General features: G+C 38.7%; 17 protein-coding genes and 1 riboswitch. Of the genes, 11 read left to right on the forward strand and 6 right to left on the reverse strand.

Annotated elements, in window-relative coordinates; all coding sequences use genetic code 11:
* Positions 1-63: 63 nt before the first annotated feature.
* Positions 64-1704: a SulP family inorganic anion transporter gene (locus ABMY35_RS17335; protein ID WP_349287350.1), complete on the forward strand. Its 1641-nt coding sequence runs from the start codon at positions 64-66 to the stop codon at positions 1702-1704.
* 264 nt (positions 1705-1968) lie between these two features.
* Positions 1969-3168, forward strand: coding sequence for a DUF642 domain-containing protein (locus ABMY35_RS17340; RefSeq protein ID WP_349287351.1), 1200 nt, complete (start codon positions 1969-1971; stop codon positions 3166-3168).
* 569 nt (positions 3169-3737) lie between these two features.
* Here the strand turns inward: ABMY35_RS17340 and ABMY35_RS17345 are convergent.
* The 3 genes from ABMY35_RS17345 to nhaD all read right to left on the reverse strand — a co-directional run bounded on the left by ABMY35_RS17345 (position 3738) and on the right by nhaD (position 8233).
* On the reverse strand, positions 3738-5060 hold the full coding sequence (locus ABMY35_RS17345; protein ID WP_349287352.1) for a sodium-dependent transporter: 1323 nt from the start codon (positions 5058-5060) through the stop codon (positions 3738-3740).
* Positions 5061-5253: 193 nt separating this feature from the next.
* Positions 5254-6600 (reverse strand): lysine-sensitive aspartokinase 3, encoded by a 1347-nt coding sequence (gene lysC, locus ABMY35_RS17350; RefSeq protein ID WP_349287353.1) that lies wholly within the window; start codon positions 6598-6600, stop codon positions 5254-5256.
* 81 nt (positions 6601-6681) lie between these two features.
* Positions 6682-6855, reverse strand: a riboswitch (Lysine riboswitch).
* 130 nt (positions 6856-6985) lie between these two features.
* Positions 6986-8233: a sodium:proton antiporter NhaD gene (nhaD, locus tag ABMY35_RS17355; RefSeq protein ID WP_349287354.1), complete on the reverse strand. Its 1248-nt coding sequence runs from the start codon at positions 8231-8233 to the stop codon at positions 6986-6988.
* A 148-nt stretch (positions 8234-8381) separates the two neighbouring features.
* Between nhaD and ABMY35_RS17360 the strand changes: the two genes are divergently transcribed.
* From ABMY35_RS17360 to ABMY35_RS17375, 4 genes are read left to right on the forward strand one after another with little or no spacing between them, the layout of a single operon-like run.
* Positions 8382-9644, forward strand: coding sequence for a hypothetical protein (locus tag ABMY35_RS17360; protein ID WP_349287355.1), 1263 nt, complete (start codon positions 8382-8384; stop codon positions 9642-9644).
* Positions 9631-10182, forward strand: coding sequence for a hypothetical protein (locus ABMY35_RS17365; protein ID WP_349287356.1), 552 nt, complete (start codon positions 9631-9633; stop codon positions 10180-10182). Before ABMY35_RS17360 ends, ABMY35_RS17365 begins: the two co-directional genes overlap by 14 nt.
* Positions 10179-12965, forward strand: a complete 2787-nt coding sequence (locus ABMY35_RS17370) for an ATPase (RefSeq protein WP_349287357.1) — start codon at positions 10179-10181, stop codon at positions 12963-12965. The genes ABMY35_RS17365 and ABMY35_RS17370 overlap by 4 nt, the downstream gene beginning before the upstream one ends.
* Before the next feature lie 59 nt (positions 12966-13024).
* Positions 13025-13576: a DUF4136 domain-containing protein gene (locus ABMY35_RS17375; RefSeq protein WP_349287358.1), complete on the forward strand. Its 552-nt coding sequence runs from the start codon at positions 13025-13027 to the stop codon at positions 13574-13576.
* Between the two features lie 72 nt (positions 13577-13648).
* Here ABMY35_RS17375 and ABMY35_RS17380 read toward each other — a convergent pair whose 3' ends face one another.
* Entirely contained in the window at positions 13649-15703 is a 2055-nt protein-coding gene (locus ABMY35_RS17380; protein WP_349287359.1) for a S9 family peptidase, read from the reverse strand.
* Between the two features lie 250 nt (positions 15704-15953).
* Between ABMY35_RS17380 and ABMY35_RS17385 the strand changes: the two genes are divergently transcribed.
* A complete protein-coding gene (locus ABMY35_RS17385) occupies positions 15954-18056 on the forward strand; it encodes a TonB-dependent receptor (protein WP_349287360.1) in 2103 nt (700 codons plus the stop codon).
* Positions 18046-18555 (forward strand): thioredoxin family protein, encoded by a 510-nt coding sequence (locus ABMY35_RS17390; protein ID WP_349287361.1) that lies wholly within the window; start codon positions 18046-18048, stop codon positions 18553-18555. Before ABMY35_RS17385 ends, ABMY35_RS17390 begins: the two co-directional genes overlap by 11 nt.
* Before the next feature lie 60 nt (positions 18556-18615).
* Here ABMY35_RS17390 and ABMY35_RS17395 read toward each other — a convergent pair whose 3' ends face one another.
* A complete protein-coding gene (locus tag ABMY35_RS17395) occupies positions 18616-20718 on the reverse strand; it encodes a winged helix-turn-helix domain-containing protein (protein ID WP_349287362.1) in 2103 nt (700 codons plus the stop codon).
* A gap of 153 nt (positions 20719-20871) precedes the next feature.
* On the opposite strand from ABMY35_RS17395, the gene ABMY35_RS17400 reads away from it, so the two are divergent.
* Together ABMY35_RS17400 and htpX are read left to right on the forward strand one after the other, a co-directional pair.
* A complete protein-coding gene (locus ABMY35_RS17400; RefSeq protein WP_349287363.1) occupies positions 20872-22311 on the forward strand; it encodes a serine hydrolase domain-containing protein in 1440 nt (479 codons plus the stop codon).
* 224 nt (positions 22312-22535) lie between these two features.
* On the forward strand, positions 22536-23402 hold the full coding sequence (gene htpX / locus ABMY35_RS17405) for a protease HtpX (RefSeq protein ID WP_349287364.1): 867 nt from the start codon (positions 22536-22538) through the stop codon (positions 23400-23402).
* Positions 23403-23466: 64 nt separating this feature from the next.
* Here htpX and ABMY35_RS17410 read toward each other — a convergent pair whose 3' ends face one another.
* Positions 23467-24282 (reverse strand): delta-class carbonic anhydrase, encoded by an 816-nt coding sequence (locus ABMY35_RS17410; protein WP_349287406.1) that lies wholly within the window; start codon positions 24280-24282, stop codon positions 23467-23469.
* Between the two features lie 334 nt (positions 24283-24616).
* Here ABMY35_RS17410 and ABMY35_RS17415 point away from each other — a divergent pair, with 334 nt between their 5' ends.
* Positions 24617-25282, forward strand: a complete 666-nt coding sequence (locus tag ABMY35_RS17415) for a transporter substrate-binding domain-containing protein (RefSeq protein WP_349287365.1) — start codon at positions 24617-24619, stop codon at positions 25280-25282.
* Positions 25283-25287 lie beyond the last annotated feature (5 nt).

Here is a 25287-nt window from a genome sequence, read left to right on the forward strand (position 1 = left end):
AATCCGATAGTTAAAAAGAAAATTTGGTGTAAAATGCGTGAAATCTCGCGGTATGGAAGTTCTATGTTATCTCTATCTCGATATAAGCATATGAATTTAAAGGGCGATTTATTTGGTGGTGTGACCACTGCCATAATATCTCTCCCGCTTGCCCTCGCGTTTGGTGTTGCTTCAGGAGCCGGTGCTGAAGCAGGTATGTGGGGTGCAATTTTAGTCGGTCTTTTCGCTGCCTTATTTGGTGGTTCTACTTCCCTGATTTCTGAGCCAACTGGTCCAATGACGGTTATTATGACCGCAGTTTTGACCGCAATGATGGCTAAATATCCTGAATCGGGCCTGGCTATGGGCTTCACAGTAGTGATGATGGCCGGTGCTTTTCAAGTGTTACTAGGTACCTTAAAGCTCGGTAAATACGTAACACTAATGCCCTACTCTGTTATCTCGGGGTTTATGTCAGGTATTGGTGTTATCCTCATCATATTACAGCTTGCACCTTTATTAGGCCACCAAGCTCCCGCAGGTGGTGTAACAGGTACTTTAGGTCAGCTCCCTGAACTTCTATTAAATATTCAGTTTTCAGAGTTGTTATTAGGTGCGGCCACATTAGCAATATTGTTTTATTTCCCTAAGAAATATCGCCAATATGTGCCAGCTCAATTAGTCGCACTCGTTGCAGTGACCTTAGTTTCAGTAGTCATTTTTGATACTGATAGCATTCGTAGGATTGGTGAGATACCAAATGGCCTACCTTCTATCGTTATCCCGACTTTTACTGCCGATCAATTTCAATCAATGGTAATCGACGCCTTAGTGCTCGGGACTCTGGGTTGTATTGACACCCTATTAACTGCCGTTATAGGCGACAGCTTAACTCGAACTGAGCACGATTCTGATAAAGAGTTGAGAGGACAAGGTGTTGCAAATATTATCTCCGGCTTATTCGGTGCATTACCTGGTGCAGGTGCGACCATGGGCACAGTGGTAAATATTCAAGTCGGTGCACGTTCACCATTGGCTGGTATTTTCCGAGCGCTTATTTTAATGGCAGTTGTATTTGTAGCCGGAGGCTTAACAGAACCAATTCCATTGGCTGTTTTAGCGGGTATTGCCGTATATGTTGGTATCAACATTCTTGATTGGAGCTTTATTCAAAGAGCGCATAAATTAAGCATATCTCAAATGGCAATTATGTATGGTGTAATGTTACTCACTGTATTTGTAGATCTCATTGCCGCTGTAGGCTTAGGTGTCTTTATCTCAAATATCATGGTGATAGAGCGACTTAGCCGTGTACAATCAGAGCAAGTTAAAGCCATTAGTGACTCTGATGACGATGTTCCTATGAATAAATCAGAACAAGCATTATTTGAACAAGCGAACGGTCAACTGCTCTATTTTTACTTATCGGGTCCCATGATATTCAGTGTCTCTAAAGCCATTGCACGTCAACATCGCGATATAAGTAAATACAAAGCCATGGTTTTAGACTTAAGTGATGTGCCAATGCTTGATGTAACTGTGAGTCTAGCGCTTGAAAATGCGATTACTGATGCATTAGATGCAGACTGTAAAGTCTTTATCTTCTCGCCAAACTCAGAAACATCTGATCAACTACATCGTTTTCAAATTAACGAAAAACTTGGTGAAAATGCATTTTGTAATTCTAGAATTGATGCATTAGAACGCGCGTTGGAATCAATGTAGATTTAATCGTTTTGGCACAAAGTAGACTCTTTGTGCCAAAACGACTTTCAAAAACCTCTTCCCTTATAAATTAAAATCAAAAAACTACTAACTGGCATTTGCTTTGCTTGTATAAGCATTTGGAATATTAAATTACTGCAAAAAACGAATTATTGACTTAATTGTTTATTAATTGTTGACGAAACCTACGTAAAATACGACAATAGGATTAATTTCGCTTTCAAAGTTTGTTGTAAGCAGTTTTTAAACTTGGAGAACAACTATATGAAGTTATCTTTATTAGCAATGTCGACGCTTTTTGCAACGCAATTTGCAATGGCTGACAATTTAGTTACAAACGGCTCGTTTGAAGAAAATGTGATCAATTCTAAATGGACATTGTTGAATTCAGTTAACGGATGGGAGCGTGAAGGCGCACGTTTTGAAATTCAAACTTCAAGACTGGGCATCATTAATGCGCAAGACGGCAATCAGTACATTGAGTTAGACTCAACTGCTAACCACAGTGTATATCAAAATATTACCACTGAAGCTGGTCAAAGCTACGAAGTTTCTTTTTATTACTCTCCTCGTATACAAGGTAATAGTTCAACAAACAAAGCTGAAGTTAAATGGAATGGTCAAACTGTACTAAGCCTTAATTCTACAACTCGCGGTTGGCAGTCATTTAACGTCACTGTAACTGCTGACTCTGATTCATCTGAGTTGCGTTTTGTTGGTACAGGCAAGAACGATAGCCTTGGCGCATTCATCGACAATGTAAGTGTGACTAAAAAGCAAGCATGCCACACAGGTATTTTCGGTATTAATAATTATGGCGACCTAGAAACAGGATACGTATACAAATTCGATCTTGAATCTAAAACGTACAGTGTTGTTGCTGGCGCACAAAACACAGCATCTAACATTGCTAGCCACAACGGCAAGCTATATTTCATGGAACAATTAGATTCAAAAACTAAAGCATCTAAGCTTTGGTCTTTAGATTTAGAAACAGGTACTCAAACCGCTGAAGCAGATGCTACTTCATGGCCTATTTATCGCTCTGCAGTTACCGCTGACGGTCAGTCTTTACGTGCAACCAGCAAAACATATATGTACGACTACGATCTACAAACTGGCGAGAAAACGGTTTTAGGTAAAATGCGCTATTCTGGTGACACATTCTCACACGGTGATGTTGCCTATTCTGCAGATAACAACACGCTTTATGTGTTAACTGGCAAGTCTCTTTACACGATTGATGACAGTACTATGGCGCTGACATTAATCGGCCATCACGGAATTAATTGGGCATCTGGTTTGGCAATTTCTGACAGCGGTGCTCTATACGTATCAGGTCGTGTGTCAGGAGAAAACGCAAAAATTTACAGTGTAAATCCTCAGACAGCGGTTGCAACCTATGTGATGGATGCACCTGAACACATTAATGACTTAACGTTTGTAGACAACTACTGCAACTAAATATTCATTGGAAAATAGCTAGTTTTTACTGGCTATTTTTTTGCGCCAAATTTACCTTAAAATTCCTTTCAAAACCCTATCTATCGAGCATTAAGAGTTTGTTGATTACGTAAAAAGGCCCTAATTATCCTCAAAGGTTGATAAACTGCAACTCGCAGCTTTAACTTCAGTTCCACAAAGAAGCCTATCACTTTTGGTTCTGCTAACAGCAGTTTAAACTCCTCTAAACTTGGATCAGTTTCAACCTCAGTCTATTTGAAATAAACCCAGTAACATTGCTTAAAAAGAAATCTACACCATCAGACTATAATCTTTAGAAAAACAAGGAGAATTTACAGATCTATTTTGTGTAAGTGCAAGCCGTTTTAATTAAGATTAGCCGCTGTCATTTAATTTTTTATTTACAGCTTAGGTTATTCAAGTTTGGGCTTAACATTCTTAATTGGTTACTTTAATGAATTAATAAACATAAAAAAGCCCCAACAAATGTCAGGGCTGAATTATAAATTTTTATGTTTAAGTGCTTTGTGATTAATACAAACTTGCTTGGCTTTGCTTAATCGTATTACCTATTTCAAAGCTACATTTACAAATACCGCAGTCATTAATACCGGGCATACAAAACGAACATATTGCGCAAAGTAATAATGGAAACCGCTACTTGCTTCTAAGAGCTTATTGCCTCTTTGCCACATCCAGCCGACTGTCAAAAAGTAGAACAGTCCCATTAAAGGTAATTGATATTGTGTGAACACACTGATAATCAAACCAAATAGCCATTCAAAATTAAGTATAATCGTCGTTGAAACCAACATAATCACTAGAGTTACCCAAATTGTGGCACTTTTTCGTTTCAAACCATGGTTTTCCACTAAAAAAGAAACGGGTATCTCAGTAGAAGATATTGTAGAAGTTAATGAAGCAATAGACATAAGTACGAAAAAGGTTAGACCTACAAATAGGCCTATTTGCCCCATATTCATAAATAGCTCTGGCAAAACAGCAAAAATCAAGCGCCCTTCCCCGATAAGTTTACCATCTTGAAAAACCTCAACGCCACTTTGCTGCGCAACAAATATTGCAGGAATGATTAATAAACCTGCAAGAAAAGCAACACCAGTATCAAGCAAGGCAACACTCGCAGTTAATTTAGGTAAATTTTCATTTGGTTTTAAATACGAGCCATAGATCATCATGCAGCCAACCCCTAATGAAAGTGAGAAGAAAGCTTGACCCATAGCAGCAATAACCAAATCAGGATCTGTTACTTTTGAAAAATCTGGTACTAAATAAGCCTTAAAGCCTTCTATAGCACCGTCAAGCGTTGCCATATAACCAATTAAACCTATAAGTAATAACAATAATAAGGGCATTAATCTTCTAGACCATGCCTCTATACCAGACTTAACACCTTGTAAAATGATACTGGCAGTAAGCAATAACATAAGCGGGGTGAAAATGAAATTCCGCAATGTTGAGTCACCTTTTAAGAATTCTGCGAGTTTATTTAGTTCTAATAGCCTTGCAAGTGGTTCAAGTGAAAAGGCCAGCATCCAACCAGCAACGATCGAATAAAAACTTAACATCACAATGGCACCACATAGGCCAACATAACCTGCTGTAGCGCCCACTTTAGGATTGCTGTCCTGCCATGCTTGTTTAAGTGCTTTAACTGGATTAGATTGTGCTTGGTGACCTATGTACAACTCAGTGTACAAAGCTGGTAATGCCAAAAGAAATATAACCACAAAGTACACTAATAAAAATGCACCACCACCATGGTTTGCAGCTTGGGTAGGAAAGCCCCAAATATTTCCAAGCCCTACAGCAGCACCAGCAGCTGCCAAAACAAAGCCTAGGCGACTTTGAAAGCCATCACGCAATTGAGCCATTTTGATATCTTTATGTTTTTGTTATAGACGGGTGAGTATACGCAAGTTAAAACCCTTTGCGAAGCAACTGAGTTTAATAACATAGAGTTTCTAGTTATGGTACTGACACTTTCTATCAAATATTTGCATTAAAAAAGCGAGCTGAGTATTAATGCTCAGCTCGCTTGATAGAATTTAACAATGAAACGCCTTCTTAACACGCTTCTAGCAGGTGCGCATGTATCGATTGAACAACGTTATCTGATTCACTTTGTTCAACTAAAAAGCACAAATTGTGTTTACTTGCACCATGGCAAATTAATCGAATGTTAAAGTTTTTAAGTACATTCATAAAATTCACTTCGTGTTGACGAAGCTGGATCTCAGAACCAATCAGGGCAACCAAGGTCAGATTTGTCTCTACAGTTACATGACAGAATTCACTCAACTCTTCTAAACACGCTTGATCAAGTTCAGGTCTAGATGAACTCAATGCATTATCAAGTGTGATGGCAACACTGATCTCAGAAGTTGTTACCAAATCTACCGAGATATTATATTTACTTAGAATAGTAAAAATACGCGCTAAAAAGCCGCTCGCCAACAACATTTCTGGGCTCTTTAACGTTAAAAGAATCTGATTCTTACGTTGTGTAACGGCTCTGATCCCAGCTTTTGATTCGGTTTCTTTTTCAATCCAAGTACCACCGGCTTGAGGTTCGCGACTAGAACCAACAAAGACCGCTATACCGCTTCGACTCGCAGGCAAAATGGTTGCTGGGTGTAATACCTTTGCACCGAATGTGGCCATTTCAGCCGCTTCATCAAAGCTCAATCGAGCAATCGGTGACGCTTTTTTACATAAACGAGGATCTGTGCTGAATATGCCTACAACATCTGTCCATATCTGTACGCTTTGTGCACCTATCGCTTCCGCCAATAATGCGGCGCTGTAATCTGAACCACCTCTGCCTAGCGTGGTTGTTTGCCCATACGTATCACTGCCAATAAAACCTTGTGTTACTAATACTTTGTCTGCAAGTTGTGGCAATAAATGGTGCTCTGCTGCGTTTGCAGTTGCACTCACGTCAGGCGTCGCTTTCCCAAACTGGTTATCAGTTTTAAGTACTTGGCGTACATCAAACCTATCAGCAGCAACCCCTAGATTACGTAATACTTGAGTGAATAGAAAAGAGGATAGTCGCTCACCGAAGCTAAGCATTTCATCACATTGCTGTGCACTTAACGCAGGTAGTTCAGCAAGCTGTTCAAACTCGCTAATTGTTTGAGAGAAGCCGGTTGCTAAGTCTGCATCTAGTGTCAGTTTTTCTAAAATGGCGTCCTGGATATCAAGTACAGCTTTAACCAGGGTTTTACGCTCTGCTAAATCAGCTTTTTGCTGAGTTAATGTCACTAGGTGATTAGTAACACCTGCACTGGCACTTACTACTACAATACGTACTTGATTATCATCATGAATAATTTGTGCACAGCGATGCATTGCTTCAAAATTGGCGACACTTGTACCACCAAACTTAGCAACTGTGAACTGGGAAGTCATTTTATCTCCTTTATGAACACTGTGTGTTCAACATCAATAAGGAGAACTCGGCAAGAATATACGGATAGATTTGATATGCTCATTGCCAGAAGCTCTCCACCATAAATCGGTGACAGTTCCGAGGATTCAGCCTCGTAAACCGAAAAATAACAGCGACGTACTGAAATTCTTCTCGGCGAACACTTCCCTCACTGACTGTCATCGGTATACGTCACCTCAAACCAGCTACCTAAGTTTCGCGCCTCTTCTGTTTATTTTGCGTAATCTAAGCTGAACTTAGGCAAAATAAAACCCGCGCAAACGCAAGTTTGTGCGGGTTTTTAAAAAGTAACTTTTAGACGTCTAGGTGTCAAGTACTGTTTTAACTAATTTGTACTTAAAGCTTCTAAATCATCATGCCTGCGTAATAAGCACCTACATAACCTACTGAATAAGCTATAAGTAGATAAAAGAACATACGTAAGTAGCTCACAAACGTAAGAGCTTTAACCTTGTTCATTGCAATAATGCCTGCAGCAGAGCCGATGATTAGCATTGAACCACCAACACCCGTTGCATAGGTAAACATTAGCCACTGCTGTGTAGACATAGTGATATCAGCTTTTAAAAGTGCCGCAGTTAAAGGCACGTTATCTACTGCTGCAGACATAATACCAACAATATAATTCGCATACTCGGGTTTAAGGTAATCATACAACTGAGTGAATTTAACTAAGAAACCCACTTCTTTTAGTGCACCTACCACAAGTAAGATACCAACGAAGAACAGCAGCGTGTCGTATTCTATCTCGCGAATGTAGTCGATAATTTTGCGGTTTACGTCTTTTTTTCTCATTAAGAACTGAGCAACTAAGAACATCAGAGACAAGCCAAATAACATGGTTAATAAAGGTGGCACTTGATACTCAACACTCAAGAATAAAGTTGAAAAGACCGTTAATGCAAAAATACACGCTATTGTTACATCCGTTTTCTCAATCCGACGTGTTTGTTCTTTTTCAAACACAATTGTTTCATTCATGCCAAAAGACAGCAATGTAGCCAACACGACTACGCTCACAATCGCTGGAGTCACGAGCAATAATAAGTCTGGAATGGTTACTTTATCGGCAAGAAATATCATAAGTGTTGTCACATCGCCTGTGATCAATGATACTCCTCCTGAGTTGACACTAAATATGATTAAAGTTGCATATTTTATAAGCTTCTTTGGGTCTAATTTCAGCGACATAACAACAGCTAATGAAATGAGCGTTGCTGTAATATTGTCTGAAATTGACGAAAATACAAAAGCGGCAATGCCAACCAGGAACATGAGTTTACGTTCGCTGATTTGTGATGGCATGACACGGTGCACGATATTTTGTATAAAGCCTTTAGAGTTTAGATAAGCGACGAAAGTCATTGTGGCCATTAAAAATAGCCACAAGGTTGCTATTTCTAATATGTTGTGGTTTAGCTCATGTTGTACATTTTCTGGGCTTTGACCATGTATTGGAGAGATAAAGGCGATAATCCAACATAAAGTACCAAAAAAAAGTGTAGTTTTGGCCTTGTTTACATGGATTATATCCTCTATAACGATGAGCACAAAAGCTATCGCTATCAGTGTTAGGATTATAGTAGTAACCATAATGCGTAAACAACCTGTGTTTAAAAATTAACAAAAATGGTGGGTAACGTAAGTCGGCGCAGATTCTAGCATTATAGGTACATGTAAGCTATCAATATAAGTATAAAATACGGTCTTTTTTCACAAAAAAGACACAAAGTGGAAAAATATGATCCCAGCGAAGAAAGTTTTAAATACGCTCACTGAACACTGGTCTGTCATTGAGCTTTTGTTTAAACGTTTCAAAATGACTGACTTCAGCATCAAAGACGTTCAAAACATCATAAAAAACAAAAATCCTCATTGGAAAAGTGACAAAATATTCAAGGAAACTAATAAATTATTAAATCAGGAAATAATCATACCACTGGCAAAATCGTCACAATTAGAAATTAACAGAGCGATTGCTGATTTCATCAGTTTTTTATTGCAAGAAGAAGACTTAGGCCTTGCTGCTGAAATAACTGTTTTAGTCACAGATCTTGAACGACTCGGGAACCGCCTAGCACAGTCTGGTGAAGATGGAGACTTTACTGAGTTACGTCGATTTAGCCGCATTATGGACGAGCGAGTGCGTAAAATCGTCAAGCTGTTTAATCACAATGAAAACGCTATTTTTAACATTGTAGAGCAAGCAAAGTCTGATACTAGCCATGTTTCACTTCAAAAGCGTTATAAAGCCGTCATAGAGGCATTCGACGAGTATATTGAACCTATGTTAGATATGGTCGATATACGTGGTGACTTTCATCGCTGCTTCAATCGCATAGAAATGCAAATTAGTGTTCAGATAGAACATATCGAACTCTTTGGCCGTGGCAGTATTGACAAGCGCATGCTAGAACAACTTCGTACTCGTATTCTTGATATGCACCTAGTTGGTCGAGAAAGTCTGCGTAAGAGTGCTGATATGCTAATGCCACTACGAGAAGAACTGCGCCGTAACAACCTTATTACGCGACAAGCATCTAAAGTACTAGGTCTTATTCGTAAAAACGGCGTTGAACGTACATTAAGTGCCGTACAACCTGAGTTTGTCTCTGATATTCAACGCTTTTCATTAGGGCAACAACGCCATATGGTTGCCTATATGGCAAGTTTAGTAGAGTTTGAGCATGACGAATACGAGCTTCCCGATAAAAACGATGTGCCAGCCTATGAGAGCCCAAATATTCCAGATTACAACAACGTAAGAACGACTTTCGCAAAAACAGGCAAAAATCGAACGGCGATTTTAGGTTTCTTATCAGAACAATATCCAGATCTCGAAGCCGATGAGATGCTGTTTTTATATCAAAAGTTAATTAACGATATAGATCTCGAATTACAACAAGACGAACAACGCACAAGCGTTTCTATTTCGGGACAGACATTCAAACTGTATCCATTTAATGCCGCCAACAAGCAAGAACTAAAGAATGACAAACATTAATTTAACTGATTTATCAGAATTACAAGCCATCAATAAAAAATTGGTTAGCGGGTATCACATCAGTGAACAAGACACCACCTTATGGCAGCAACTAGACCAAAACATTGATGCTTACCAAGCCTTATTTACTGCGCTAGGTCACGATCTTATTCATGATGCCCGAGGTTTTTACTATTTAGGCAGTGATGAGAGCACACCTAACATGGGTAAGATTTCGCGTGCCATTGCATTAACTATCTATATTCTTATCGAGCATTACGCGAACCAAGGTAAAGATCCCCTTCGCGCTCTCTTTGATAACGTCGCCGACTTAGAACTGATGCAAACACTGGTACAAATGAACAAACACCTGTTTGACCAACTCGACATTTTTTCAGGCTCAGAACTTCGTAAAGACGTGTATTTACGCATGGTGCGCTTAGGGCTGGCTAAAGAAGTTGAGCAAGGCTTTGTATTACTCGCGCCAGTTTATAGATATATCGATGCATTAATGGAAGTAAATGATAATAACTTTGACGAACTCGAGGAAGAAGTATGAGTAAGTTATATGGATTAAGTAAGCTTGCACTGCTAAATACGGCGGGCTATGCAAAATGTGTGATCCCGCTAAATAAGAGTGCCTCTATTTGTGCGCCGAACAATACTGGTAAAAGCTCGGTGATTAATGCGCTGCAATTTCCGTTGATCAACGACCTGCGTTTAACTGAATGGGATGGTCACGATTTAGAAGAAACACGTAAATTCTACTTCTCAAGCGATCAAAGTTATATCTTACTTGAAGCCAATCTACCCCACGGTGATGTCGTCATCGGTGTTGCAGGTTTAGGCAAGATTGCAGGTTATGCCCACCAGTTTTTCTGCTATCCAGGTAAGCTAGATTTAAATGATTTCACGCAAGACAAAAGCATCATTAAATATACCAAGCTGTTTAATCACTTGGAGAGCAAAGGCAAAAAAGCGGTCGAATTAAAAGCACAAGAGCTAAATGCCCTACTCATTGGTGGCGCAACGCAATTTGATGGTGATATTAACTTGAAAATGATCCCATTAAATAACGTACAGGATGCGTCTATTTATAAAGAGATTTTCAGACGAATTTTAAACTTGCATAAGTTAGGTGCACAAGACGTAAAACGCTTTATGCTGCGTGTATTTGAACGTCATATGTCAAACTCAAAAGTCGATTTTTATGAAGTATGGCGTCGCGCTTTTGATAAAGTAAACCACTCTCGTCGCGAACTTGCTGCCCTTGAATCAATGCAAGAGCCCATTGCAGCCCTTGAACAAATGCTAGATAGCGAGAGCGGTATAAAAGGTAAACTTGCCGCCTACGCCCCTAAAATTGATATGGCACTGGTTGAATTTGCCGATTATCAGGAATCACAAATGAGTGAGCTTGAAGCTCAACTAGAAGATATAGAGCAAGAAAAACACGACTTCGAACAAAAACAACAACTTTACTTACAACAGTCAGGCGACATTACCCGCCGCCAAGCGCAAATTGAGCAGTGGTTTATTGACTACTCGGCTCTTAAAACTGAGTTTGAATTAACCAATCATGCGACCTTAAAAACCAATCTGCAATTATTGAAAAAAGAATACGAGCAGTTGTCGTTTTCTATTAATAGCGCGCAAGGGCAAAGCTTACATACCCTTGATTATCGTATTAACGAGAACAACAAGCAGATCAAGAGTCTGAAGCTGCAACTTAAAAACCTTGAGTTCAATTTGTTTACTCGTATGCGTGAAGAGCTGTCTCTAAAAGAAGTCGAAGAAATTTCTCGTATTTTGAATCCAGATATTCTGAGCTTTGCAACGACAAGCCAAGGTGAAGTTGACATTCATGACGAAGACGCTTTTGGTGAGTTCTTAGCAAACTTATCAAACAGCGTAAAAGGCGGTGAATTAAAACTGCCAGGTGCAACCATTAAGCTTAAAAAGCTCAGTCCTGTGCAAATGCAAAGTGGCGAGAACAAAGCACAGTTAAAAGCGCAGTTAGAATCATTACAGCAATCATTAGTCGAGCTCAAACAACAGCGTGAAGTTGCAGTAAACGTAGTACAAAAGCAGCAAGAGCGTGATACTTTATATGACGAGCTAATGGCGCTAGAAGCAACGCTTAAACGCTTCGAGCAATACCAAACTATGCTGCAATCTGTTGAAGCGCAATCATTACTCAAAGAGCAATTAGACGCTGAGCGCGAGCAAGTAGACAGCTACCTTCAAGATATTCAACGCAACGCCAGCTCAATCTCAGATAGGCGTTCAATTATCTTATCGAAGCAAGACTTAATTAAACGTCAAGGGGACCGATTAAAACAGGTTAAATCTGAGCGTATTGATCACACACTAGACATAGTGAGCGAGCAACAAACGCCTTACCCTGTTGAGATAAATCTCGATTTTGACAACTTGGCTGATGTGATCCATCAGTTCAATAAAGATTGCCATGAGCTGCGTAACCTAGCTGTCAACGTGCGTAATACCTATTTGCATATTTACAATGCGGGTATCACTAAGTTTGATAATGAATCTGATGAATTTACTAAATATCAGAAACTTATCAGCGCATATCATAATATTGACAATGAACGTGATGCGGTTGAGAAACAAGCACGTGTTGCCCTGACTGAGGTTGCTGCAACCATTAAAGGCCTTCGTGAAGATTTAGATCGTTTACGTCGTGAAATGAACAGCTTTAACAAAGGGATCAGTCAGCATAGGATCTCAAACTTAAAAGCGTTTAAGATCAACGTGATCCCTCGTAAGATGCTAGTTGACTCTATCGATACGATTATCAACACATCTGACAGTTATGAGAAAGGTGACAATCTTGATCTATTGAGTGAATCACCTACGGACGAAAAAGCCGTTAACGAAGCAAAAGATCATTTAATAAAGCTTGCCAGCGAAAAAGCTGGTTTAACGCTTACCGATTTATTCGACATTCGTTTTGAAGTGGTTAACCGAGCCGGTGAGACTGAACATTTCGATAAAATCGATTCTGCTGGTTCTAACGGAACACGTATTACAATCAAGCTGTTATGTGGTATGTTGTTCATTCGTTATCTATTATCAGATCAGGAACAGACTTTGTATCGTATTCCTATCTATATAGATGAAGCGGCTGATATCGACCCGCAAAACCAAAAAGCCATTATAGAAACTGCATTGAGTTTCGGCTTTGTACCAATTTTTGCTTCGGTTAAACCGCAAATCAGTTGTGACTACTTAGTGCCAATCCGTAGTGTAAAAGATGGCAGTCAGAACTGGGTTGACGAAAAAGATTGGATTGAAGTGGAACATTCTGAGGCCAGTTAGGTCTCAGAAAGCAAATGACATTATCAACTGGGATGGAAGCCAGAAACTAGGAGAACGCTATGTTAAAGCATTTATTTATTGCAGTATTGCTCACGCTCGTTGCGGCTTGTGGTAGCACACCGGATTGGGATTATGACACCTCTGTTGAGTTTGCCAACTACAAAACATTTGCATGGTCAGAACATGCCGATATTAAAAATCACGGTAGTGACTATCAAATTAATGACTTAATGGAAAAACGCATTCGCAAAGCCATTGTTGACAATTTAGCTGCGCAAGGAATTAAGTTTGTTGACGCTAAAAACGCGGATGTATTAGTAAACTATCATGCATCTGTTGATCAAAAGCTTGAAACAGACACAATGCAAACAACATATACTGCGCGTTGGAATTACTGGGGCTGGGGTTATCAAACTCAAACTACAACGCGTGAATATGATGTCGGCACTCTCGTAGTTGATATTGTGGATGCTAAATCAAATCAACTGGTTTGGCGAGGTGCAAAAGAAGGTCGTTTACGTAAAAAACAAACACCAGAGCAACGTACCGAAGCAATTAATAAAACCATCGCTGAGATTTTAAAGAACTTTCCACCAAAAGCTCAGTATTAATAAGTACAACGACCTTAATAAAAAAGCCAGCTAAGCTGGCTTTTTATTCTATGTGTTAAAATAAATGACTAATTAATCAACATCAGTTTTATGCCTCTCAAACCACGCAAGAATATTCCCGACCTTCTGAATTAAGTTACTTGGTCTCGCAGCGATACCATGGGATGCTTTTGGTATTCTTACCATTGCTGAGTCAACTCCCCGAAGCTGAAGCGCTTGATAATACTGCTCGGTTTCACTCATTGGCGTCCTATAATCAACTTCACCCGTCAACAACATGGTTGGCGTATTCACATTCCCTACTAACGATAGAGGTGAATGTTTCCATAAATGATCTGCCTGCTCCCAAGGCATACCTGGCATCCAATATTCTGCAAAGTAAGGGTATGCGTCAGCTGTCAATGCAAAACTCAACCAATTAATAACAGGCTTAGCGACAACCGCAGCTTTGAATCTGTCTGTATTTCCTATCATCCATGCTGTTAAAACACCACCACCAGAGCCACCCGTTACGAACAAGTTATTTTTATCAATAAACTCTTTTCGAACCATGCCGTCAACAACATCCATTAAGTCATTATGATCTTCAGATGGATATTTATGGTGAATTAAGTTTGCGAAGTTTTCACCGTATGAAGTACTTCCTCTTGGATTTGACCACACAACCACATACCCTTTAGCTGCCATTAATTGCACCTCGGTACTAAAGTTTGGACCGTATGCAGTGTGAGGACCACCATGTATCTCTAGTATTAGCGGATACTTTTTACTGCTGTCGAAATGAGGCGGTAACGCATACCAAGCTTGTATTTCACGACCATCAACAGACGATTTAACTGTTAAAGCTTTAATGTTGGCTGTTTTTTTGTGACCCAGTAAATCCTCATTTAAATTCGTGAGTTTTGTAACTTTTCCACGTTTAGAAAGCAACGCAAGGTCAGCGGGCCTATTTGTATTAGCTTGTGTAAAAACAAGCTGATTATCATTAGTTATAGCGAACTCACCAGATGTGTAAGGCCGCCCTAAAGATTGACCACCTAATTGTGCCAATTTAGTCTTCACTTTTCCTTTAACTGACACATAACCAATATATTTCTGACCATGGTCATCGTAACTAAAGTAGATTCCTTTACCTTTACTATCCCACTTTGGAGAGTTAATTGGCCTATCTAAAGATTTTGTTAGATTTTTTTGCCTTGTACCATCTATATTCATGATGAATATATCGTAATTTTGACTCGACATTTTTTTATCATTAAAGCCGAGAAACGCAACGCGCTTGCCGTCAGGGCTTACTAAAGGACGTGTCTCCGGTCCTGGTTTAGATGTGATATTAACCGTCTCACCAGTGTCGATGTTGATTCGATAAATATCAGACTCTCTCGACCTAGATTGCCAATCTTCATGCCTATCAGCTGAGAAAAGGATATTTTTACTGTCAGGTGTCCAGCTTAAGATGCCTCCGTGATTATATTGACCCTTTGATATTTGTCGTACTGTGCCACCTTCTGAAGGCACAACAAATATATGCCTATTACCCTTTGGTAATATGCCTACACCATCGCCTCTATAGCGTTTCTGATCAATATAAGTTGCTGTACCAGCCCATTTTGCACCTTTTGGCTGCTTTGGCATCTCATTGAAAATACCTTTGGAGGGCATTTTTTTAAACATTGAAAAAGCAATCCACTGTCCATTTGGGGACCAGCTAATATTGCTAATACCACTTTGAACCTCTGACACTCTAGCTATATCACCTGTGTCTAACCACTTTACATAAAGCTGGTTATCTCCTTCAGAGTTGCTGACATATGCAACACGTTTACCATCAGGAGAAAATTCTAAAGATCTATATTGAGACTTACCTGATAAAAAAGGTCTATGAGACCCATCTTTTATATCGAGTGACCATAAGTTAGTTCTGATCCCATCGCTCATGATATCCATTGCACGGCGTTCATATATAATCATACTGCTATCAGGGCTCGTTTTAGGTGACGCTGCATACTCAATATTAAATACGTCTTCATATTGCCATACTGACTTATCATCTGTTTTAGCTAAGATTTCAATGCTAAATGTACTTGCTAAAAAAAGTGTCACTGGGAGTGTGATTCTTGACTGCATTTCAATTCCTTAAATTAATATCTCAAATAATTTGTTTCGCTTCATACGTATATCACAAAATGTAATCCCCAAATGAATATACTTCATTGCATTTTGCAATCAGCACGATAGACTCAACAAATACAATTGATAACTAATATCATTTGAAAAATTAGTTACATATTTTTACTTTTTATAGGTGAAATCACTAATGTTACAATATAACATAATGAAAGTTTTTCAATCTAACCTCGTCAAGGATCCATAATTAATGGCATTACTATTTCCAACGCTAGCTGTTTTAGCGTCCACAGCATCAGCACCAATTTCTGAACAACAAGAAGTAGAAAAAATAGAAGTTAAAGGTGTAAGGTCTCGCCTGATAGAGTCTGGCGCTTTAAAAGATGATATTTCTAAAACTGAACTCTTATCAGAAGATTATATTAAAAATACACAATCATCGAGCTTAGCTGATGCGATTAAAAATGCCATTGGTATTCGTGTTTCAAATGAATGCGCTATGTGTGGTGCAAAACGTATCATGATTAATGGCCTCAAAGGTGAGCATACCAACGTACTTGTTGACGGCATACCTATGCACACCATGATCTCTGGATTCTATGGTATGGATTCTGTTGCAGCTGCGGGTATCGGTCGCATTGAAATTGCTCGAGGTGCTGGTGCTTCTCTTACTGCACCAGAGGCAATTGGTGGTACTGTAAATCTAGTAACCAGTGATCCGAGTGAAGAAAAGGTAGAACTAGACATTGCCGCTGGCAGTAATGGCTATCGACTCGTGTCTGGCATGGCAACGGGTATTAGTGAAGATGGTCGCACTAAAGCTATTTTGATTGGGCAATACGACAATAAAGACCAATTCGATGGCGACAAAAATGGCGTTAGTGAAAACCCAGCCCTAACAAATCAATCTCTAACTTTGAGTTTGTCTCATGATATAGATTATTCAAATAATATCCGAGTTCGTTTAAATCAAACTCAATCGGAAGTATTTGGTGGTCCAGTATTAGGAGATACAGCAACCAGCGTTTCTGCAACTTTAGCGAGTGTCAACCTTGGCGAAGCTGACAGCCTATTTGAAGGCAATGATGTAAGAAATCGCTATGTTGGTAATGCATGGGAAACCGCTGAATGGGTAAAGACAGATCGTGAAGAAGCAAGCATTAGCTGGCTGCATGAGATATCTTCTCGATTAAATGTGACCTCAAGCCTTGCCTATGTCGATCATACGCAAGACTCATTTTATGAAAGCACAGATTATTATGCTGAAGATACGATGTTCTATACGTCAATTCGCTTTAATTATGACTTAAACGACAAGCATTTATTAACGTTTGGTATCGATCAGCGCAAAGAAGAAATGCGCTCGGCTTCTGCTGCGCTTGAAGGGACTGAAAACTATGTCTCTGATAGTTTTGACTACGATACAACAGGTTTATACATTCAAGATACTTGGTTACCAAACGAATATTTTGAAGCTTCGGCCGCCATCCGCCTTGATCAAATAAAGGCTGATTTTGTTGACCCTAGCAAGCCAGGTGTTGAAATTGACAAAACCATTATTTCTCCGCGTGTTGATATGCGTTATTTCCATAATGAAACATTAACTTCACGCTTATCATTTGGTCAAGGGTACCGTGCTCCCCTCTCATTCTTTGAAAGCGATCACGGAATTTTAGATTCTGGTAAAGGTTTCTTGGTCGAAGTGAATCAGCCTGAGCGCTCAAAATCAGCTACTTATTCATTGAGCTACGAAGAAGAAACATTAACTGTTACTGCCTCTGCAGCACATACAAAAGTCGATCATCTAGCAACACTCTCTGAGAATGAAGAAGGTACGCCGCTTCTTACTCAGCTAGCAGAAACAGCGGCTGTCACTGCAATAGATATCTCTGCTAATTATCAGGTAAATGATGATCTGACTATTTACGCAATTGCAGAGCAATATCACTATGACGATACATTCAAAGCATCATTCGGTATTGCGCCCATAGAGAAAAGAGCGACTATTAGTTCTGACCTACACTTAAAAGGTTGGGAGATTATCTCAAGTGCAACCTGGGTAGCGAGTAGAGACCTCACTGAGTACGGCTATGAGGGTTTTAACGACACACAAGCGCAGTTTGCAAAACCAACAACGGCTGAAAGTTACATCACTGTAGACATGAAAGTATCAAAAGCAATGTCTGAAACATTCACATTATATTTTGGTGCCAGTAATTTATTTGACTACAACCAAGCAGAGGATATGGGCAGCCCGCTTATGTTTGACGCCGAAGGTGGCTACGATGTTGTTTACATTCATGGCCCACTTCGCGGAAGAATGGCATACGCTGGTTTAACCTATGAATTTTAAAACAGCTTCTGTACTGTTTTTACTGGTTTTTGTTCATAAAACTCACGCAATTGAGTTTTATGAACTGTCTATGCTGCGTCTTAATGACGCAGCATACGGTAAGCAAGAAACATTATCTCAATTTAAAAACCAACCCATCATTGCTTCATTCTTTATGCCAAACTGTAATTGGTGCGAGAAACAGCACAAAGCTTTAAAATTGCTCAAGACTCAATGCCCCGAAGTCAGAAGTATAATGTTGGGGATCAATGGTAATAACAGAGATTTGAAGCGCGCTTTAAGAAAGAAGAGGAATCATTTTCCGGCGTTTGTTAGTCACCCTGAAATAGTTAAAGCTCTAGGAGGTAAACCCCCAGTTCCAATGGCTTTAATTTTTAATAAATACGGAAAGTTGACCTTTTATACTCAAGGTTACAACTCTGCAAGTACTCTTGAAAAGCTAATGAAAGAAAACCATGTGACATCGTGCAAAAATGAAAGTAGAACCAAATTACTTTGATTTAATTTCATTATTTGAGTTAACTTACATACTGCAGATGAGGTTTTAACATAAAAATACCTACTCAGTAGAGAGTTGTAACTTTAGAATATCAGCAAAACCTTCTTGCTTCTTAAGCAAGACAATGTCACCGGATATAGAAAGAATTTGGTCACAGTGATTTGAACAGTTCAGATCAAAGCTTTCGTGCTGTCTTTTAACTTTGATAACTTCTTTGCTTTCATATTGATAAAAATGCAAATCCGTTTTGCCTTTATTACTTGTCGTAAAATAAAAGCCATTATTTTGAGGATACACTTCTTGTATTGTTGCAATATCAGTAAGTAGGTTTAAACCTGACTGAGCATCCGCAACCTTTTCACCATTGAAGAAAATCAAACTGTCCTCGTTATTTAAGAACACTTTTTGTTTTCCAAGCGCCATGTTTAATGGCTTTACCTGGCGTGTTGATACATCAAGACGAATAAGTTCATCATTATGCGTTCTTTTATCTACAAACAAAATGGCATCTGTTTCTTGGTACCATGCTTTTGGTACTCCAATAACACTTTCTAACCATTCTATTCTTTGATGAGTCTCTTCGAGATGAACAATAAAGGGTTTATTATTAATACTACTTACTAATCGTTTATTGGTTCTATCCCAAATAGGTTCACTCAGGGCATATTCTTTATCTTCATTTTCAAATATGAAGCGGTTCTGTTTGCTCTGCAAATCTTTTATAAACAATTGCGGCAAACCATTTCTAAGAGAGACATAAGCAATTGTGTTTTTGTCATTAGAAATTGCAGGAAACATATCAACTGTATTGGAATCTATGATCTTGACAGGTTTTGCTGACTTGTTTAATTGTGCTAGCAAAATGTCTTGGTCAGTTTTTGCTTCTACAAAATACAAGATATCTTTCACGATTTGTGGATAAACAAGAAAATTAAAACTCTTATAATTCAATGGGCTGATTTTACCATTTAAGTCTATTTTATTAAGTTGGCTACCATTACTAAGCAAAATAGCGCGCTCATCTTCAAACCAAGTCAAGAAATGCCAATTATGATCAATCTCACCAACTAAACTTATCTTTTTAGAATTAAAGTTTAATATTTTAATCTCTGAAATACCTGAGTGATTAAAGCCAATTAATGCCAAGTCGTTTTGAGTTGGTGACAATGCGATTTTATAAGGCTTAAATTCATCATTTGGTTCAAGAAGTGCTTCAGACAAACCTGTTGCAAGGTTATGGCGATACAAACTTGCATTGCGGCTGTGCTCAGAACTGTTTTTATTAGCTAGATAATAAAGGTTCTGTTTATCATCAATAAAAAATACACTATTCCAAGTGATATCTTGGCGCTGAAATAATATTTGCTCCGAAACTGGCTTTCGTTGTGCATCCAGTAAAATACGACTAAAGGAGATGCTATTTTGTTCTTTTGAGGAATAGACAATACTATTTAAATGAACATCCCATGCAAGATATGTATAAGCTTTAGCCTTTTGGCTTATAGGCCATTCCTTTTGTGTGACAAGGTCTTTCAATAATAGTCTGCGTTGACTAGGTCCGCGTTGACTAAGTCCGCTTTGAATATAAGCCATATATCGACCATCCGGACTAACCTGCATATAACGCTCTTTCTCATTACTAGACGTTATCGGACTCAGATTAGAAAGCTTAATTTCTGACTTTTGAGCATTGAATAAAACCACACTAGAAACCGAAACAATACATACGATTAAGAAAATCAAAGCTAAGTGCGATGACTTTATCTTGAGTAATGCAGACTTTTCAGTATCTAAACTTGAGCCTTGCTGCTGTGCTTTTTCATTCGTACTATCAAGCAAGTTTATTGACGCTTCTAAACTGTATCCTCTTTTGGGGTGGGTTTTAATTAGCGTTTTATCTTCATCAGATAATGCTTGTCTCAGCAAAGCTATATTTCTTCTAACTGAGTTGGGGCTGTAAATAGATTTGGGCCAAACTTTTTCAAATAATGATTCGGCACTATGAACCTGTTTAGGTGCACCACAGAGTACCCTTAGCAAATCCATTACTTTTGGCTCTATTACTTCTATTTTTGTATCTGTCGAAATCTGTCCGGTGCCAAAATCAACTCTAAATTCATTGATAGAAATTTTTTCTGGTAAATTTTTATATGACGAATCCAATCTTATCTCTTTGTAATTATTAGTTATATTTTCCTTAAGCCTTTTTTAATCTGTTCTTAATGGCTTCATCATCGCCTGCTTGCAAATAAAAAAGTAAAACAGTCACCAAGGCAGACAGCCATATTAATCAATTAAATACAAAAGGAATACAACATGAAGCGATCTTTTATTGCACTTTCTCTGTTAGCAGTTGTTAGCAGCGCCTCAGTTGCTGCAGAAAATACCCTTAATCACAATAAAGTGGCAGATACTTTTTTAACCACACTGAATAGTCAAAACCTGTCTAACATAGAAAACTTTGTTGTTTCTCATTTCTCAAAAGATGCGCTTTCACGCTGGGAAGGAACGGGCAAAGACAGATATGTTGGCTACTCAATGAATAAAGCACTTTACCTTGGCAATTTAGAAGTCATAGATTCTAAATTGGAAAAAACAGACAACGGCTTGCAACATATTAGTACGCTTTATTCTAAAAACATTGATATGCAATACCGCATGGTAATCTATTTCAATAATGAGCAACAGCGCGCTATAACAGGTTGGTATATCGGGGAAAACCCAAAAGACACCTCTCATCTTTCTAAATTATCGGATGATAGATTTGTCGAAGAAGTAAAAAGCTACAGTGCCAGATTGGCGAATAACGGCGCGTTTTCTGGCGCTATTTTACTCGCTAAAGGTGACAAAGTGCTCTTCTCTGCTGCACACGGATTAGCTTCAAGACGTTACGATGTGCCTAATAATTTAAATACGAAATTCCAAATTGGTTCGATGAATAAGATGTTTACCAGTACTGCTATTTTGCAGCTAGTTGAACAAGGTAAAATGTCACTAGACGACCCTATGACAAAGTATATTGACCCAACCCTTTTAGGTGAGGGAGATTTCTCAAAAATTAAAATTAAACATTTGCTGAGTCATACATCGGGGATCGGTAATGGAGAAGGCTTTAATGCAATTCAAAATAAAGTCCGCTCATTAAAAGATATAACTCCCCTACTTGCTTCAATAGATACAACCTTTGAACCAGGTTCAAGATGGAGGTACAGCAATAACGGTATGATGCTGCTTGGGAAAATCATCGAAAATGTGAGCGGTGAAAGTTATTTCGACTTCATTAACAAACACGTTTATGCCAAAGCAGACATGCGCAATAGCGGTAGTTTTGACTTAGACGTCCCCGTCAAGAACACGGCAAGGAACTATTGGTTTTCAGTAGAAACCGGCCAAATCACCGAGAATTTAATGTTTCAATCTGTAAAGGGTGGCCCTGCTGGCGGGGGCTACTCTACAGTGTCAGATCTCCATAAATTTGCGATTGCAATGCAAAATGGCAAATTAATAAGCAAATCCCTCGCTCAACAAGCACTAAGTGCAAAACCAGAGCTTAATGCAAATAACTGGGGGTATGGCTTTTCAATAAGAGGCGACGAAGAAAATACCATTATTGGTCATAACGGTCAGCACCTCGGTATGACCGCTCGTTTAAATATGTATCAAGAAAAAGGCTATATCTTAGTTGTGTTAGGTAATTATGAGTCATCAGCTTGGCCTGTTATCGCAAAAGTAAATCAACTTATGAAACGACTGTAACTATCCTTCACCTCACCACAAGCAGCTAGGATTTGATCCTAGCTGCTTCAACGCAGCACTATTTCAAACCCAAACCACAAAATTAACGTATTTAATTATCAACAAATCCAAATTTTTGTTTGAAACTATTTAAACGAAACATTTCGCCCATATATTGATGAATATTGAACTTTTAAACAAATAATCGCACAAATTACTGATTGGCTTTATTTTTGAGGGGTCTTATGAAACGAGTCGTGTTGTTTTTGATTACAAACCTAGCGGTGATGATCGTTTTAGGTGTTGTCTTATCCATCCTAATGAGTGTCTTTGGTATTAGCAACCGAAGCCTAGGTGGTATTTTAATGATATCAACCGTGTTTGGTTTTGGTGGTGCTTTCATTTCACTATTTATGTCGAAATGGATGGCCAAGAAATCGACTGGTGCTTATGTCATTGAGCAACCAAGAAATGAAACTGAACATTGGTTAATAACAACGGTTGCACGTCAAGCGGAGCAAGTAGGTATTAAAATGCCCGAAGTTGCAATTTACGACAGTCCAGAAATGAATGCGTTCGCAACTGGCCCGAGTAAGAACAATAGTCTTGTTGCTGTTAGCACAGGACTCATGCACAACATGACACGTGACGAAGCTGAAGCTGTTCTTGCTCATGAAGTTTCTCACGTTGCAAATGGCGATATGGTTACCCTGACTTTGATACAAGGTGTTGTAAATACCTTTGTTATCTTCATCTCTAAGGTACTTGCAGGTATCGTTGATAACTTCTTAAACAGCGATGAAGAAGGTGAAAACAGTGGTGGTAGTTGGACTTATTTCATTTTTGATATGATTTTCCAAATCATCTTTGGCATTTTAGCTTCAGTCGTAGTCGCCTACTTTAGTCGTAAACGAGAATTTGCTGCAGACAATGGTGCAGCGCAATTAGTTGGTGCACATAAAATGCGAGCAGCCCTTGAGCGCCTGCGTACCAACCATGAATCACAGCTTGAAGGCTCAATGATGGCATTTGGTATTGCATCTGGTAAGAGCATTGCTGATATGTTCGCGTCTCACCCACCACTTGAACAACGTATTAATGCTTTAAAATAATCATCAATTTACTAAAAAAGGAGTACTACCGAATACTCCTTTTTTAACTATTTCTCAGCCTGTCTTATTCAATGTCTGAAATAAGCGCAGGATTAACAACTAGATTGCGCACACCATGAGCATGATCTTCGTTGAATGCGTTGTCATTACACCACTCACCTACTGTCTCGATATTTACCTTAGCAACACGTGGCCGAACGCTCCAGCTCACTTGTAAAGGTGAACCTTGCTCATTGTAGCTAGGACCCGTTGTCGAACCTGCGTACTGTACTGGTGCACCGGTAAAATTTGGAATATTAAGCGCTTGATAGTAACCGTTTTGCTTACCAAATTTTGTTAAATCAGCAAAATCTAATCCGTTTTTATCGTTTACAAGTACATACACTTGCGCTTCTACACGTAATTGCGGGTTAGCAATTGAGTCGCTCAAACAAGCTCCCAATGTTGGACCTGGCTTTACTTGCGCTGTTGTATGAACGTAGTGAAGTTCTATGGTGTCGCCCGGGAATAGACCACCCGTTTTAGATGGGCAAATTTGGCTCTTAACTGCTTTTAGTTCTTTATTTGAAAGTTCACCGTTATAAACAAATCCAGTTTCAAAACCTTTACCGTTACCATTGCCAGCATATTTAGTGAATTCTCCGCCTTTATGCTCAGCATTTTTATGGAAGTGGATGTTACACAAGTTCATTTCTTTATGAGAAGGCGCAGCATTAAAAGCGATGTTGTTTTCGCCCTCTAAAGTATCAATATCACGCGGAGATTGCGGGCCAAAACCTTTACCCTCAGTATTTTTAGCAAGGTTAGCACGCTGATCTGCGATCACTTTGTCAGATACATCTGACATCACAGCAAATGAAGTAGATGTGATGATGCCCATTGCACATAGTGTTTTTAATTTCATATTTCTCTCAGTTATTAATGATTTAAAATTTCGCAATAAAATTATTAGCAATATAAATAATGACTTATGAGGAAATTATATCTAAAAGCAATTAAAAATACCTTTTTTAGGTATAAAAACACATGCAAAAAATAATAAATTAGGGACTAAGATTGTTAGATTTCAACTATCATTCGGTGCTTTTTGCTCTATGCTTAAATAAAAGTTGATGGTTGTGTTCTCGATGAGGCGAATTACGTTTCTACTTTCTTTTGCTTGCCTGTTTTTTTCACAGACTATACTTGCACAAAACTGTAAAAAGATTGGTGTAGTGGCTAGCTGGCCTCCTCTAACCGTTTTCGATAGTACTGGTGCAACAGGTCTTGATGTTGAGATTGTAAAAGCAATATTTGATCAAGCCGGTTTGTGCTACAAATTTGTGCGGCTTCCCTCCAGTGCAAGAACTTTTGAAGAAATGGGCAAAGGTATCATTGATGTTTCCACCATGACAAGCTTTACAGTTGAAAGGCAAAAATATGGAATATTCTCAGAAAGCTATCGAGATGAGAAAATGAGATTAATATCACTGTTTAAACCAAGGCCTATACAAAACCTCAAGGCAATTCTCAGAAAAGATCATACCATTGGTTTAAGCATCGGGTCTTACTATGGAAAGGAATTAAAAAAACTACTCGAACACAAAAAATTCAAAGAACAGTTTGTGAGTTTGGCAAGTGCTAACAGCCGTATCTCAATGCTGGTTAAAAACCGCGTCGATTTTATTATTGATGACATTATCAGTGCACATTACTATAAGACAACACTCGGCCACGACAACATTAAAATATGGCCTTACATAGTGCATGATAACCCCGTCCACCTTCTACTTAGCCATAAATCTTTCACACCATACGAAGTTAAAATAATTAATGGAGCAATAAACGAGTCACAACCTAAGATTGATGCCATTATTATGAATTATTTAGTTAACAATTAAGTTTT

The organism is Pseudoalteromonas sp. BZB3 (assembly GCF_040104455.1).
Taxonomy (GTDB): domain Bacteria; phylum Pseudomonadota; class Gammaproteobacteria; order Enterobacterales; family Alteromonadaceae; genus Pseudoalteromonas.

Coding starts and splice junctions, on each gene's coding strand:
- ABMY35_RS17335 (WP_349287350.1), top strand. CDS start 64: ATGTTATCTCTATCTCGATATAAGCATATGAATTTAAAGGGCGATTTA.
- ABMY35_RS17340 (WP_349287351.1), top strand. CDS start 1,969: ATGAAGTTATCTTTATTAGCAATGTCGACGCTTTTTGCAACGCAATTT.
- ABMY35_RS17345 (WP_349287352.1), bottom strand. CDS start 5,060: ATGGCTCAATTGCGTGATGGCTTTCAAAGTCGCCTAGGCTTTGTTTTG.
- lysC (WP_349287353.1), bottom strand. CDS start 6,600: ATGACTTCCCAGTTCACAGTTGCTAAGTTTGGTGGTACAAGTGTCGCC.
- nhaD (WP_349287354.1), bottom strand. CDS start 8,233: ATGGTTACTACTATAATCCTAACACTGATAGCGATAGCTTTTGTGCTC.
- ABMY35_RS17360 (WP_349287355.1), top strand. CDS start 8,382: ATGATCCCAGCGAAGAAAGTTTTAAATACGCTCACTGAACACTGGTCT.
- ABMY35_RS17365 (WP_349287356.1), top strand. CDS start 9,631: ATGACAAACATTAATTTAACTGATTTATCAGAATTACAAGCCATCAAT.
- ABMY35_RS17370 (WP_349287357.1), top strand. CDS start 10,179: ATGAGTAAGTTATATGGATTAAGTAAGCTTGCACTGCTAAATACGGCG.
- ABMY35_RS17375 (WP_349287358.1), top strand. CDS start 13,025: ATGTTAAAGCATTTATTTATTGCAGTATTGCTCACGCTCGTTGCGGCT.
- ABMY35_RS17380 (WP_349287359.1), bottom strand. CDS start 15,703: ATGCAGTCAAGAATCACACTCCCAGTGACACTTTTTTTAGCAAGTACA.
- ABMY35_RS17385 (WP_349287360.1), top strand. CDS start 15,954: ATGGCATTACTATTTCCAACGCTAGCTGTTTTAGCGTCCACAGCATCA.
- ABMY35_RS17390 (WP_349287361.1), top strand. CDS start 18,046: ATGAATTTTAAAACAGCTTCTGTACTGTTTTTACTGGTTTTTGTTCAT.
- ABMY35_RS17400 (WP_349287363.1), top strand. CDS start 20,872: ATGAAGCGATCTTTTATTGCACTTTCTCTGTTAGCAGTTGTTAGCAGC.
- htpX (WP_349287364.1), top strand. CDS start 22,536: ATGAAACGAGTCGTGTTGTTTTTGATTACAAACCTAGCGGTGATGATC.
- ABMY35_RS17410 (WP_349287406.1), bottom strand. CDS start 24,282: ATGGGCATCATCACATCTACTTCATTTGCTGTGATGTCAGATGTATCT.